At 64.5% G+C, this 14,060-nt stretch carries 9 protein-coding genes; 5 read left to right on the top strand and 4 right to left on the bottom strand.

The annotated features are described in order from the left end of the window. Positions 1 to 28: 28 nt before the first annotated feature. On the bottom strand, positions 29 to 3,517 hold the full coding sequence (gene smc / locus C6A77_RS14885; protein ID WP_114170157.1) for a chromosome segregation protein SMC: 3,489 nt from the start codon (positions 3,515 to 3,517) through the stop codon (positions 29 to 31). A gap of 3 nt (positions 3,518 to 3,520) precedes the next feature. Next, positions 3,521 to 4,180 (bottom strand): GntR family transcriptional regulator, encoded by a 660-nt coding sequence (locus C6A77_RS14880; RefSeq protein WP_114170156.1) that lies wholly within the window; start codon positions 4,178 to 4,180, stop codon positions 3,521 to 3,523. A 268-nt stretch (positions 4,181 to 4,448) separates the two neighbouring features. Between C6A77_RS14880 and xdhA the strand changes: the two genes are divergently transcribed. The 4 genes from xdhA to guaD all read left to right on the top strand — a co-directional run bounded on the left by xdhA (position 4,449) and on the right by guaD (position 10,574). Then, the gene (xdhA, locus tag C6A77_RS14875) at positions 4,449 to 5,903 is read left to right on the top strand and encodes a xanthine dehydrogenase small subunit (protein WP_114170155.1); all 1,455 of its coding nucleotides are present in this window, start codon (positions 4,449 to 4,451) and stop codon (positions 5,901 to 5,903) included. Beyond that, on the top strand, positions 5,896 to 8,295 hold the full coding sequence (gene xdhB / locus C6A77_RS14870; protein WP_114170154.1) for a xanthine dehydrogenase molybdopterin binding subunit: 2,400 nt from the start codon (positions 5,896 to 5,898) through the stop codon (positions 8,293 to 8,295). The genes xdhA and xdhB overlap by 8 nt, the downstream gene beginning before the upstream one ends. 118 nt (positions 8,296 to 8,413) lie before the next feature. Further along, on the top strand, positions 8,414 to 9,259 hold the full coding sequence (xdhC, locus tag C6A77_RS14865; RefSeq protein ID WP_114170153.1) for a xanthine dehydrogenase accessory protein XdhC: 846 nt from the start codon (positions 8,414 to 8,416) through the stop codon (positions 9,257 to 9,259). Positions 9,260 to 9,269: 10 nt separating this feature from the next. Beyond that, entirely contained in the window at positions 9,270 to 10,574 is a 1,305-nt protein-coding gene (gene guaD, locus C6A77_RS14860; protein ID WP_114170152.1) for a guanine deaminase, read from the top strand. Here guaD and aqpZ read toward each other — a convergent pair. Together aqpZ and C6A77_RS14850 are read right to left on the bottom strand one after the other, a co-directional pair. Further along, on the bottom strand, positions 10,571 to 11,269 hold the full coding sequence (aqpZ, locus tag C6A77_RS14855; protein WP_114170151.1) for an aquaporin Z: 699 nt from the start codon (positions 11,267 to 11,269) through the stop codon (positions 10,571 to 10,573). The two genes, guaD and aqpZ, sit on opposite strands and share 4 nt — an antisense overlap. 249 nt (positions 11,270 to 11,518) lie before the next feature. After that, on the bottom strand, positions 11,519 to 12,274 hold the full coding sequence (locus tag C6A77_RS14850) for a GntR family transcriptional regulator (RefSeq protein ID WP_114170150.1): 756 nt from the start codon (positions 12,272 to 12,274) through the stop codon (positions 11,519 to 11,521). Positions 12,275 to 12,585: 311 nt separating this feature from the next. Between C6A77_RS14850 and C6A77_RS14845 the strand changes: the two genes are divergently transcribed. Further along, entirely contained in the window at positions 12,586 to 13,905 is a 1,320-nt protein-coding gene (locus C6A77_RS14845) for an NCS2 family permease (protein WP_241507426.1), read from the top strand. The last annotated feature ends 155 nt before the right edge of the window (positions 13,906 to 14,060 follow it).

The raw sequence follows: 14,060 nt of genomic DNA, 5'->3' as shown, positions 1-14,060 counted from the left end.
GCTATGGAAATGCCCTCGAACTGCAGTCTCAGGCGTCGACCATGGCCATCGCCTCCTCCACATCGACCGCCACCAGGCGTGAACAGCCCGGTTCGTGCATGGTCACCCCCATCAATTGATCGGCCATCTCCATGGCAATCTTGTTATGGGTGATGTAGATGAATTGCACGCTCTCACTCATTTCCTTGACCAGGCGGGCGTAACGCCCGACGTTGGCATCGTCCAGCGGCGCATCGACTTCATCGAGCATGCAGAACGGTGCGGGGTTCAGCTTGAAGATGGCGAACACCAGCGCCAAGGCGGTCAGTGCTTTTTCGCCGCCGGACAGCAGATGGATGGTGCTGTTCTTCTTGCCCGGTGGCCGCGCCATGATCGTCACCCCTGTATCGAGTAGATCTTCGCCCGTCAGTTCCAGATAAGCGCTGCCACCACCGAAAACTTTTGGGAAAAGTGCCTGTAATCCGGCATTTATCTGATCAAAGGTATCTTTGAAGCGGTTGCGGGTTTCCTTGTCGATCTTGCGAATGACGTTTTCCAGAGTCTCCAGGGCCTCGACCAGGTCGGCATCCTGAGCGTCCAGGTAGCGCTTGCGCTCGGACTGCTGCTCATACTCTTCGATGGCGGCCAGGTTGATCGCGCCCAGCCGCTGGATACGCGCTTCGAGCTGCTCCAGTTCCTGTTCGGTGCCCTGCTCGCTGGCGTCAGCCTCGAGGGTGGCGAGCACGCCTTGCAGGTCGTAGCCATCGGCCAGCAATTGCTCTTGCAAGGTCTTGCGCCGCACATCCAGGCCCTGGCACTCCAGGCGCAGCTGCTCCAGCTGGCCACGCAGCAGTTGCGCCTGCTGCTCGGCCTGGGTACGGCGCCGCTCGGCATCGCGCAGTTCGCGGTCGGCTTCGTCCATGTGCAGGCGAGCCTGGCGCATTTCCTCGTCGACGCTCATGCGCCGCTCCAGCAACTCTTCCAGCTTCAGGCGCAACTCTTCCAGCGGCGCGGCGCCCTCTTCCAGGTTCAGGCTCAGCTGCTCCTGGCGCTCGCTCAGGCGCGCGGCCTGTTGTTCCAGACGCTCCAGGGCCTGGCGGGTGGAATCGTGCTGGGCGCGCAGCGAGCCCAGGCGCACGGCCAGCTGGTGGCCGTGGTCCTTGTGCTGGCGGGCTTCCTGGCGCACGCGGTCGAGGCTTTCGCGCAGGGTGTCGCGGCGGGCCATCAGCTGCTCGCGCTGCTCGGTGTCCTGGGCCATCAGTTCCAGGGCCTCTTGCAGCAGCAAGCGCGCTTCGCCCAGTTGCTCATGCTCCAGGGCGCGCTGTTCGTCCAGTTCGGCCAGTTCTTCCTGCAAGCGCCGGCGGCGCAGCTCGACTTGCTCGGCGCGGGCGCGGCTGGCCGACAGGTTGGCCTTCAGTTCGCCGTGCAGGCGGTTTTCTTCCTGGCTGCGACGGCGCAGCTGTTCACGCTGCTCTTCCAGGCCCAGTTGCTGCTCGCGCAGGCCCTGCAGTTGCTGCTCCAGCTGCTCCAGCGCCGCTTCCTGTTCCATCTGCTCGTGGCCCAGGCGTTCGATTTCCTGGCCGCGCGCCAGTACCCCGCCTTCGGCTTCGCCACCTCGGCGCACCCGCAGGAAGTGCCGGCCAAGCCAATAGCCATCACGGCTGACCAGGCTCTGGCCGTCGCCGAGCGAGGCACGCTGAGCCAGCGCCTGGGCCAGGTCTGCCACGGGTTTGACCTGGCCCAGCCAGGGCGTCAGGTCGATCGGGCCATCGACCTTGTCCAGCAGGCTGCCGGGCAACGCGGAACCAGGGCTGCCGGCTTGCAGCAAGCGCAATTCGCCCTGCTCCAGCCCGGCGAATTCGAGGCGAGCGAAATCGTCCACCAGCACGGCCTGCAAGTCGGCGCCAAGCACCGTTTCCACCGCCAGCTCCCAACCCGGTTCCACGCGCAACCCTTCGGCAAGGCGCGGTTGTTGCGCCAGGCCTTGCCCTTGCAACCAGTCCGCAGCGCCGGCTCCCGGCTCCAGGGCAGCCTGCTGCAAAGCCTCGAGCGAAGCCAGGCGGCCGCCCAGGCGTTGCAGGTCACCCTGCGCCTGCTGCTGGGCCTGGGTGGCCTGTTGCAACTGCTCGCGCACGCCTTCCAGGCGCTCGACCACCTGTTCTTCGTCCAGTTGCAGGGCTTCCAGCAGCATTTCGCTGCTGGCCAGCTGCTCGGCCCCTTCGAGCAGCTCAGCTTCCTGCGGGTCGCTGCCCAGTTGCTCGCGCTCCTCGCCCAGCTTGCGCTGGCGTTCGGCCTGGCGCTCCAGGCTGGCTTCCAGCTGCTGCAGGCGGGCCTGCTGCACTTCGGCCTGGCGCCGCGGCTCGGCCGAACGGCTGTTGAAACTGTCCCATTGCTCCTGCCAGCCGTGCATGCCAGCTTCGGCTTCTTCCAGGGCGGCAGCCGCCTCTTCGGCAGCGGCCAGGGTCATTTCCTGCTCGGGCTCGAGCATGGCCAGCTCTTCGCCGAGGGTGGCCAGCAGGGTGCGGTCGTGGCCCAGGTGCGATTCGGTCTCCAGGCGCGTGCGTTCGGCTTCCTTGAAGTCGTCCTGCAACTGGCGCAGGCGCTGCTGGCCGTGCTGGATGCTCTGCTCGACCCGGGCGATGTCCCCGGCCACCGAGTAGAAGCGGCCCTGTACCTGGTTGAAGCGTTCGGACAATTCGTGATGGCCGTCGCGCAGGCGCTCGATGCTGGCATCGGCATTGCGCTGCTCGGCCACCAGCGCCTCATGCGACACATCCTGATCGCCAATCACCGCTTCGCGCTGGCGCACCCGCTCGTCCAGGTCGCGCCAGCGCAAGGCCGACAGGCGCGCCTTCAGCTGGCGTTCCTGGGCCTTGTACTCGCGGTATTTCTCGGCTGCCTGGGCCTGGCGCTGCAAGCGTTCCAGCTGACGCTCCAGCTCTTCGCGCAGGTCGGTCAGGCGCGCCAGGTTTTCCTGGGTACGGCGGATGCGGCTCTCGGTTTCGCGGCGGCGTTCCTTGTACTTGGAAATGCCGGCCGCTTCTTCGATGAAGTTGCGCAGCTCTTCGGGCTTGGCCTCGATCAGCTTGGAGATCATGCCCTGCTCGATGATCGAGTAGCTGCGTGGCCCCAGGCCGGTGCCGAGGAAGATGTCGGTGATGTCACGCCGGCGGCACTTGGTGCCGTTGAGGTAGTAGCTGTTCTGCCCGTCGCGGGTGACCTTGCGGCGGATGGAGATCTCGGCGTAGGCGGCATATTCGCCGACCAGGGTGGTTTCGCTGTTGTCGAACACCAGTTCGATGCTGGCCTGGCTGACCGGCTTGCGCCCGCTGGAGCCATTGAAGATGACGTCGGTCATCGACTCGCCGCGCAGGTTTTTCGCCGAACTTTCGCCCATCACCCAGCGCACGGCGTCGATGATGTTGGACTTGCCGCAACCGTTGGGCCCGACCACGGCCGCCATGTTGCTGGGGAAGTTGACCGTGGTCGGGTCGACGAACGACTTGAAGCCGGCCAGGCGAATGCACTTCAGGCGCATCGGTCAGCCTCGGGCCAGCGCCGCCAGCACCAGTTCGCAACTGCGCTGGCCGTAGGCGGTGAGCACCTCGCGAATGCGCGGCAGGTCACGGGCGACCACGGCGTCGAGCAGGCGGGCGAACAGGTCCAGGTAGTCGATCATGTTGGCCTGGCGCTGCTCCAGCGACAGGTAATAGGCACGGCTCATGGCCGGCTGCAGGTTTTCCACGGTTTCCTGCAGGAACGGGTTGTCGGCGAACGGATAGGCCGCGCGCATGACCGCGAAGCTGTGGGCGACGAAGGCCTCGATGTCCGTTTGCTCATGGGCTTGCTGCAGGCGCTGCTGGATATCCAGGAACGGGCGCAGGTCGGCATCGGTGCGCCATTTTTGTGCGACCGCGTTACCCAGCAGGATGTAGAACTCGCCCATCAGCGTGCACAGGCTGCGCACGCTGCGCTCGTCCAGTTCGGTCACATGCGCGCCGCGGCGCGGCAAGATCGCCACCAGGTGGCGGCGTTCGAGGATCAGCAGTGCTTCGCGCACCGAACCGCGGCTGACGTTGAGGGCCTGGGTAACCTTCTGCTCCTGGATGCGCTCGCCTGGCGCCAGCTCGCCGCGGATGATGCGTTCGGCCAGGTAATCGGCAATCTGCTCGGAGAGGCTGTCCGGGGCCTTGAACGTCATGGTTATCCTTCAAAATCATTGAACTGGGCACAAGGGGCGGATTGTAGCGTACTTGGCCACTCGTCGCGCAGAGGGGGCAGGCGCTTTATTTGACCTGCCGGACAGCCACCTGGCGGGCGCGATCTATGCTTGGAACATGGGCACCGTGAAGCGTCGGGCAGGGACATGAGCAATTTCTTGACCTTTGAGTCAGAAAATTATTGACCAGCAGGACAGCTCTTGCTTAGAGTCCGCCCAACAACAATAAAACCATTGCGAGGCTATCCCCGTGATCCAGTTTCTCGTCAACCAGGAGCTGCGTAGTGAGCACGCCCTGGACCCGAACATGACGGTGCTGCAATACCTGCGCGAGCACCTGGGCAAACCCGGCACCAAGGAGGGCTGCGCCAGTGGTGACTGCGGTGCTTGCACCGTGGTGGTCGGCGAACTGACCCAGGATGACCAGGGCAACGACAGCCTGCGCTACCGCAGCCTCAACTCGTGCCTGACCTTCGTTTCGTCGTTGCACGGCAAGCAGCTGATCAGCGTCGAGGGCCTCAAGCACCAGGGCCAGCTGCACAGCGTGCAACAGGCCATGGCCGATTGCCATGGCTCGCAGTGCGGCTTCTGCACCCCCGGCTTCGTCATGTCGCTGTTCGCCCTGCAGAAGAACAGCAGCGGCCCCGACCTGCACCAGGCCCAGGAAGCCCTGGCTGGCAACCTGTGCCGCTGCACCGGCTACCGGCCGATTCTCGATGCCGCCGAGCAGAGCTGTCGCCAGCCATGCCGTGACCAGTTCGATGCGCAACAGGCGCAGACCATCGACCGCCTCAAGGCCATCGCGCCGACCCAGACCGGCGAGCTGAACAGCGGCGACAAGCGCTGCCTGGTGCCGCTGACCGTGGCCGACCTGGCCGACCTGTACAGCTCGCACCCCGAAGCGCGGCTGCTGGCAGGCGGCACCGACCTGGCGCTGGAAGTGACCCAGTTCCACAAGACCCTGCCGGTGATGATCTACGTCGGCCATGTGGCCGAGCTCAAGCGCATCGAGAAGACCGCCAGCCACCTGGAAATCGGCGCCGCTACACCGCTCACCGATTGCTATGGCGCACTGAACGAGGAGTACCCCGACTTCGGCGCCCTGCTGCACCGCTTCGCCTCGCTGCAGATCCGCAACCAGGGCACCTTGGGCGGCAACATCGGCAACGCCTCGCCGATCGGCGACTCGCCACCCCTGCTGATTGCCCTGGATGCGCAGATCGTCCTGCGCCAGGGCGAGCGCCAGCGGGTGATGCCGCTGGAGGACTACTTCATCGACTACCGCATCACTGCCCGTCAGGACAGCGAGTTCATCGAGAAGATCATCGTGCCGCGCGCCAGCAGCGACTGGGCGTTCCGCGCCTACAAGGTGTCCAAGCGCCTGGACGATGACATCTCCGCCGTATGCGGGGCTTTCAACCTGAGCATCGAAGACGGCGTGGTCAGCGGTGTGCGTATCGCCTTTGGCGGCATGGCGGCAACTCCCAAACGGGCCCGTGCCTGTGAAGCGGCGCTGCGCGGCAAACCGTGGAACCAGGCGGCGGTCGAGCGCGCCTGCCAGGCGCTGGCCGAAGACTTCACCCCGCTCAGCGACTTCCGCGCCAGCAAGGAGTACCGCCTGCTGACCGCGCAGAACCTGCTGCGCAAGTACTTCATCGAACAGCAAACGCCGTACATCGAAACCCGGGTGACCGCTTATGTCTAACCATCACGTAGCCAAGAGCCAGGCCGAGATGGCCGAACTGTTCAGCCAGGACCTGACCACCGGGGTCGGCCGCAGCGTCAAGCACGACAGCGCCGACAAGCATGTGGCCGGCGAGGCGCTGTACATCGACGACCGCCTGGAATTCCCCAACCAGCTGCACGTTTATGCGCGCACCGCCGACCGCGCCCATGCGCGCATCCTGCGCATCGACACCACGCCGTGCTACGCCTTCGAGGGGGTGCGCATCGCCATCACCCACGAAGACATCCCCGGCCTGAAGGACATCGGCCCGGTGGTCGCCGGCGACCCGCTGCTGGCCATCGACAAGGTCGAGTTCTTCGGCCAGCCGGTACTCGCCGTGGCCGCCCGCGACCTCGACACCGCGCGCCGTGCGGCCATGGCCGCGATCATCGAGTACGAAGACCTGGAGCCGGTGCTGGATGTGGTCGAAGCCCTGCGCAAGAAGCACTTCGTACTCGACAGCCATACCCACCAGCGGGGCGACTCCGCGGCGGCACTGGCCAGTGCCCCGCACCGCCTCCAGGGCACCCTGCACATCGGTGGCCAGGAGCACTTCTACCTGGAAACACAGATTTCCTCGGTGATGCCCACCGAAGACGGCGGCATGATCGTCTACTGCTCCACGCAAAACCCCACCGAAGTGCAGAAGCTGGTCGCCGAAGTGCTCGACGTACCGATGAACAAGGTGGTGCTGGACATGCGCCGCATGGGCGGTGGTTTCGGCGGCAAGGAAACCCAGGCCGCCAGCCCGGCGTGCCTGTGCGCGGTAGTGGCGCGCCTGACCGGCCAGCCGACCAAGATGCGCCTGCCCCGGGTCGAAGATATGGCCATGACCGGCAAGCGTCACCCGTTCTACGTCGAGTACGACGTCGGCTTCGACGACGACGGGCGCCTGCACGGCATCAACTTCGACCTGGCGGGCAACTGCGGCTATTCGCCCGACCTGTCCGGTTCGATCGTCGATCGCGCCATGTTCCACTCCGACAACGCCTACTACCTGGGCGATGCCACCGTGCACGGCCACCGCTGCAAGACCAACACCGCGTCCAACACTGCCTACCGCGGCTTCGGCGGGCCACAGGGGATGGTCGCCATCGAACAGGTGATGGACCACATCGCCCGCCACCTGGGCCGCGACCCGCTGGCCGTGCGCAAGGCCAACTATTACGGCAAGACCGAGCGCAACGTCACCCACTACTACCAGACCGTCGAGCACAACATGCTCGAGGAGATGACCGCCGAGCTGGAAGCCAGCAGCGACTACGCCGAGCGCCGCGAATCGATCCGCCGCTTCAATGCCAACAGCCCGATCCTGAAGAAGGGCCTGGCGCTGACCCCGGTCAAGTTCGGCATTTCGTTCACCGCCACGTTCCTCAACCAGGCCGGTGCGCTGATCCATATCTACACCGATGGCAGCATCCACCTGAACCACGGCGGCACCGAGATGGGCCAGGGCCTGAACACCAAGGTGGCACAGGTGGTGGCGCAGATCTTCCAGGTCGATTTCAGCCGTATCCAGATCACCGCGACCAACACCGACAAGGTGCCCAACACCTCGCCGACCGCCGCGTCCAGCGGTGCCGACCTGAACGGCAAGGCCGCGCAGAATGCTGCCGAAATCCTCAAGAAGCGCCTCACCGAGTTCGCCGCGCGGCATTACCAGGTGACCGAAGAAGACGTCGAGTTCCGCAACGGCCATGTGCGCATGCGCGACCAGATCGTCAGCTTCGAGCAGCTGGTGCAGCAGGCCTACTTCGCCCAGGTGTCGCTGTCCAGCACCGGCTTCTACCGCACCCCGAAAATCTACTACGACCGCAGCCAGGCACGCGGCCGGCCGTTCTACTACTTCGCCTTCGGCGCTGCCTGCGTGGAAGTGATCGTCGACACTTTGACCGGCGAGTACAAGATGCTGCGCGCCGACATCCTGCACGATGTGGGTGACTCGCTGAACCCGGCCATCGACATCGGCCAGGTGGAAGGTGGCTTCATCCAGGGCATGGGCTGGCTGACCACCGAAGAGCTGGTGTGGAACGCCAAGGGCAAGCTGATGACCAACGGCCCGGCCAGCTACAAGATCCCGGCAGTGGCCGACATGCCGCTGGATTTGCGGGTGAAGCTGGTGGAAAACCGCAAGAACCCGGAAGACACCGTGTTCCATTCCAAGGCCGTGGGCGAGCCGCCATTCATGCTCGGCATCGCTGCCTGGTGCGCGATCAAGGACGCCGTGGCCAGCATCGCTGACTACCGCGTGCAGCCCGCCATCGATGCGCCGGCGACGCCGGAGCGGGTGTTGTGGGGTTGCGAACAGATGCGTCAGGCGCTGGCTGCCGCGCAACCTGCCGAGCCGGAACTGGAAACCGTGTCTCACTGACAATGCAGGGCCCTGTGGGAGCGGGTTTACCCGCGAATGCGATAGTGGCTTCACCGCCGCATTCGCGGGTGAACCCGCTCCCACAGGGATCGCGACGCACCTATAGAGAGGTTGCATCATGCACCAATGGATCAACGCCCTCGCCGACCACCAAGCCCGTGGCGAAGCCTGCGTGCTGGTCACTATCATCGAGGAACGCGGCTCGACCCCGCGCAATGCCGGCTCGAAGATGGTCGTCAGTGCCACCGGCCTGTACGACACCATCGGCGGCGGCCACCTGGAATACAAGGCCCTGCACATCGCCCGGCAGATGCTCGAAGCGCAGCGCAGCACCCCGCACCTGGAGCGCTTCAGCCTCGGCGCCAGCCTTGGCCAGTGCTGCGGCGGCGTCACCGTGCTGCTGTTCGAACCGATGGCTGCGGTGCAGGCGCAGATCGCCGTGTTCGGCGCGGGCCATGTCGGCCGGGCTCTGGTACCCTTGCTCGCCGCGCTGCCCTGCCGGGTGCGCTGGATCGATTCGCGCGAGCAGGAATTCCCTGCGGTGATCCCCGACGGGGTAACCAAAGTGGTCAGCGAGGACCCGGTCGACGAAGTGGCAGACCTGCCGCCAGGCTGCTACTGCATCGTCATGACCCACAACCACCAGCTCGACCTGGAACTGACCGCCGCCCTCCTCAAGCGCAACGACTTCACCTGGTTCGGCCTGATCGGCTCGAAGACCAAACGGGTCAAGTTCGAACACCGCCTGCGCGAACGCGGCTACGACGATGGCGTGATGGCGCGCATGCGCTGCCCGATGGGCCTGGCCGAGGTCAAAGGCAAGTTGCCTATCGAGATTGCCGTGTCCATCGCCGCCGAAATCATCGCCACCTACAACGCCTGCTTCGGCCAGCACGACGCTGCCGCCAATGCCGGCCCCATTGCCCAGTTGCTGCCGCCCTCCCGGCGCAGCCAAGCCATTTGACGAGTGTGATATGACCGTTACCCGCAAAGCCTATCGTGCCGCCATCCTGCACAGCATCGCCGACCCGGCCGAGGTGGGCCTGGAGGCTTCCCATGAATACTTCGAGGACGGCCTGCTGGTGGTCGATGACGGCCGTATCAGCGCCGTTGGCCACGCCAGCGAGCTGCTGCCGACGCTGGATGCCGACATCCCGGTCGAGCACTACCAGGATGCGCTGATCACCCCGGGTTTCATCGATACCCACATCCACTTCCCGCAGACCGGCATGATCGGCTCCTACGGCGAACAACTGCTGGACTGGCTGAATACCTACACCTTCCCCTGCGAAAAGCAGTTCGCCGACAAGGCACATGCCGACCAGGTGGCGAAGATTTTCCTCAAGGAACTGCTGCGTAACGGCACCACCACGGCGCTGGTGTTCGGTAGCGTGCACCCGGAGTCGGTCAATGCCCTGTTCGAGGAGGCCGAGCGCCTGGACCTGCGGCTGATCGCCGGCAAGGTCATGATGGACCGCAACGCCCCGGACTACCTGACCGACACCGCCGAGTCCGGTTATGCCGAAAGCAAGGCGCTGATCCAGCGCTGGCATGGCAAGGGCCGCCTGCACTATGCCGTCACCCCGCGTTTTGCCCCGACCAGCACACCTGAACAGCTGACCCTGGCCGGGCAATTGCTGAAGGAACACCCGGGCGTGTACATGCACACGCACCTGTCGGAAAACCTCAAGGAAATCGATTGGGTCAAGTCGCTGTTCCCTGAGCAGAAGGGCTACCTCGACGTCTACGACCACTTCGAACTGCTGGGCGAGCGCTCGGTGTTCGCCCACGGCGTGCACCTGTGCGATGACGAATGCCAGCGCCTGGCCGAAACCGGCTCGGCGGTCGCCTTCTGCCCCACTTCCAACCTGTTCCTCGGCAGCGGCCTGTTCAACCTGCCCCAGGCCGAGCGCTTCAAGGTCAACGTGGGCCTGGGCACCGACGTCGGCGCCGGCACCAGCTTCTCGCTGCTCAACACCCTGAACGAAGCGTACAAGGTGATGCAGCTGCAAGGTGCGCGCCTGCACCCGTACAAGTCGCTGTACTTGGCCACCCTCGGCGGCGCCCGCGCGCTGCGCCTGGACGACCGCATCGGCAGCCTGCGCCCAGGCAACGATGCCGACTTCGTGGTGCTGGACTACAAGGCCACGCCGCTGCTGGACTACCGCATTCAGCAGTCCAACAGCATCGAAGAGACCCTGTTCGTGCTCACCACCCTGGGCGACGACCGCACCGTGCGCGAAACCTACGCCGCCGGGCGTTGCGTGCACCAGCGCTAAGGCTCGTTGGCCAGCCCGCGGTACAGCGCGCCGCCGATTGCAGCACCGATCAGCGGCGCCACCCAGAACAGCCACAGCTGCTGCACCGCCCAGCCACCGACGAACAGCGCCGGCCCGGTGCTGCGCGCGGGGTTGACCGAGGTATTGGTCACCGGTATCGAAATCAGGTGGATCAGGGTCAGGGCCAGGCCGATGGCGATCGGGGCAAAACCTGCCGGCGCGCGGGCATCGGTGGCGCCCATGATCACCACCAGGAACATCGCCGTCATCACCACTTCACTGATGAAGCCTGCACCCAACGTGTAGCCGCCGGGCGAATGCTCGGCGTAGCCGTTGGAGGCCAGGCCTGACGACAGTTCGAAACCGGCCTTGCCGCTGGCGATCAGGTAGATGACGCCGGCGGCAAGGATGGCGCCGACCACCTGGGCGATCACGTAGGGCAGCAGTTCCTTCGCTGGGAAGCGCCCACCCACCACCAGCCCGAACGACACGGCAGGGTTGAGATGGCAGCCAGAGATGTGGCCGATGGCAAAGGCCATGGTCAGTACGGTAAGGCCGAAGGCGAAGGCGACGCCGAGCACACCGATGCCGATCGGCGAACTGGCGGCGAGTACCGCACTGCCACAGCCGCCAAGCACCAGCCAGAAGGTGCCGATCAGCTCGGCAGCCATTCGTTTACCCAGGGAGATGGTCATGAGTCCCTTCCTCAAGAAGTTGAACGCAACGGATGCGCAAGCCCAACTGCTTGATGAAGGTTTGCTCACAAGAATTTAGCAGACCTTTGGTTAATGGCCAGAAAGCCCGGGGCCGCTTCGCGCCCCATCGCCGGCAAGCCAGCTCCCGCACAACCGCGCTGACCTCAAAGACCTGCGCAGTACCTGTGGGAGCTGGCTTGCCTGCGATGGGCCGCAAAGCGGCCCCCCTTCAATCACCCAGGCAAACGATCAACCCTTGGCCGATACCTTGGGCTTTTTCAGCAGATGCGAGAACACCGCATGCAGATCGTCCGAGGCGCTTTCCTCGTCCAGGTTCAGCTTGCTGTCGATGTGATCCATGTGGTGCATCATCAGACTCACCGCCTGCTCGGCATCGCGCGCCTCGATGGCGTCGATCAGCTGCATGTGCTCGTCATACGAACAATGCGAACGGTTGCCGCTTTCGTACTGGGCGATGATCAGCGAGGTCTGCGACACCAGGCTGCGCTGGAAGCTCACCAGCGGTGCATTGCCCGCCGCTTCGGCCAGCTTGAGGTGGAATTCGCCGGAAAGGCGTATGCCGGCACCGCGGTCACCGCGGGAGAAGCTGTCGCGCTCGTCACGCACCAGCTGCCGCAATTCGTTGAGCTGCTCGAGGGTGGCGTGCTGCACGGCCAGCTCGGTGATCGCCCGTTCGACCATGCGCCGCGAGAAGAACACCTGGCGGGCTTCTTCCACGGTCGGGCTGGCCACCACCGCGCCGCGGTTCGGCCGCAACAGCACCACGCTTTCGTGGGCCAGGCGCGACAAGGCGCGGCGGATGATGGTGCGGCTGACGCCGAAGATCTCGCCCAGCGCTTCCTCGCTCAACTTGGTGCCCGGGGCCAGACGCTGCTCGAGGATCGCCTCGAAAATATGCGCGTAGACGATGTCGTCCTGGGTACCACTGCGGCCGGCCTTGCCGGCACGCGCAGGTTTTTTCAGAGGTTGCAGCTGTTCGTTCATGGGCTCTCGAGGCACGAAGGAAAGTATGGCGCCATTGTACACAGGCTGAGCCGTTTCTGCAGGTGGCCTTTTACCTATATAGCCGTTGTACGACGCATTGCGCGCACAAAAGATAAAACATTATTTGCATTCTTTGTACACAAAAGGATAATCCACCGAGCAACTTCTTGACCCTAAAGTCAACAAACGGTCAGACGTCTGCCTTCCCTCGCGGGGCCGCCAAGTGCATTGCGCAGGAACCGGGCCCAAGAACAACAAGAAAGACTTGAGGAGTACTCGCTGTGGAAAGCCGCAAATCCGACGCCCCTACGCTGGATCTCGCCCCACCGCTCGAAACGAGCTGGCTGGAGCGGATTTTCAAACTCAAGCAACACGGCAGCACCGTCAGAACCGAAATGATCGCCGGGGTGACCACGTTCATCACCATGGCCTACATCATCTTCGTCAACCCCAACATCATGGCCGACGCCGGCATCGATCATGGCGCCGCTTTCGTCGCCACCTGCATCGCCGCCGCGCTGGGCTGCCTGTTGATGGGCCTGTACGCCAACTGGCCAGTGGGCCTGGCGCCGGGCATGGGGCTCAACGCCTTCTTCACCTACACCGTGGTCGGCACCATGGGCTACAACTGGGAAACGGCACTGGGGGCGGTGTTCGTCTCGGGCGTGCTGTTCATGTTCCTGACCTTGTCGAAAGTGCGCGAATGGTTGCTCAACAGCATCCCGGTCAGCCTGCGCCATGCCATGGGGGCCGGCGTCGGATTGTTTCTCGGGCTGATCGGCCTGAAGACCGCCGGCATCATCGTCGACAGCCCGGCCACCCTGATCAAGCTGGGCTCGTTGCATGAACCCGGGCCGCTGCTGGCGGCCGTGTGCTTCCTGCTGATCGCCATTCTCAGCTACAAGCGGGTGTTCGGCGCGATCCTGATCAGCATCATCGGCGTTACCTTGGCCGGTTGGGGTCTTGGCCTGGTCAAGTTCGGCGGGGTGATGTCTATGCCACCGAGCCTGGCCCCGACCTGGATGGCCATGGATGTGGCCGGGGTGTTCAACGTCAGCATGATCAGCGTGGTGCTGGCGTTCCTGTTCGTGCACATGTTCGACACCGCCGGCACTTTGATGGGCGTGGCGCAGCGGGCCAACCTGGTGGCGCCGGACGGGCGTATCGAAAACCTGTCACGGGCCTTGAAGGCTGACAGTGCATCGAGCGTGTTCGGCGCCGTGGTCGGCGTGCCGCCGGTGACCAGCTATGTGGAAAGTGCCGCCGGTGTGGCGGCGGGTGGCCGTACCGGCCTGACAGCCGTGGTGGTCGGCCTGTTGTTCGTCGCAGCGATGTTCTTCGCCCCGCTGGCCGGGATGATTCCGGCCTATGCGACTGCCGGCGCGCTGATCTACGTGGCGATGTTGATGATGGGCAGCATGGCGCACATCCACTGGGACGAAGCGACTGACAGCATTCCGGCGATCGTCACGGTGATCATGATGCCGCTGACCTTCTCGGTCGCCGACGGTATTGCCCTGGGCTTCATCAGCTATGTGGCGTTGAAGGCCGGTACCGGCAAGTACAAGGAAATCTCCGCCAGTCTGTGGGTGCTGTGCGCGATCTTCATTGCCAAGTTCGTGTTCCTCTGAACCCGGCTGTACCCACCAAGGGCGCCTCGGCGCCCTTTCTTTATTCCCATAGCCTGTGATGGCCTCTTCGCGGGTAAACCCGCTTGTATGGTTAGACTTGAAGGGGTGGTGGGACTAAATGCCCGATTCTGACTGTTCGCAGCAGTACAGACTGT

The sequence above is a fragment of the Pseudomonas sp. AFG_SD02_1510_Pfu_092 genome, from assembly GCF_003331055.1.
In the GTDB taxonomy this organism is placed as follows: domain Bacteria; phylum Pseudomonadota; class Gammaproteobacteria; order Pseudomonadales; family Pseudomonadaceae; genus Aquipseudomonas.
The sequence above is the reverse complement of the archived record's forward strand: the minus strand, read 5'-3'. Positions and strand labels throughout refer to the sequence as shown.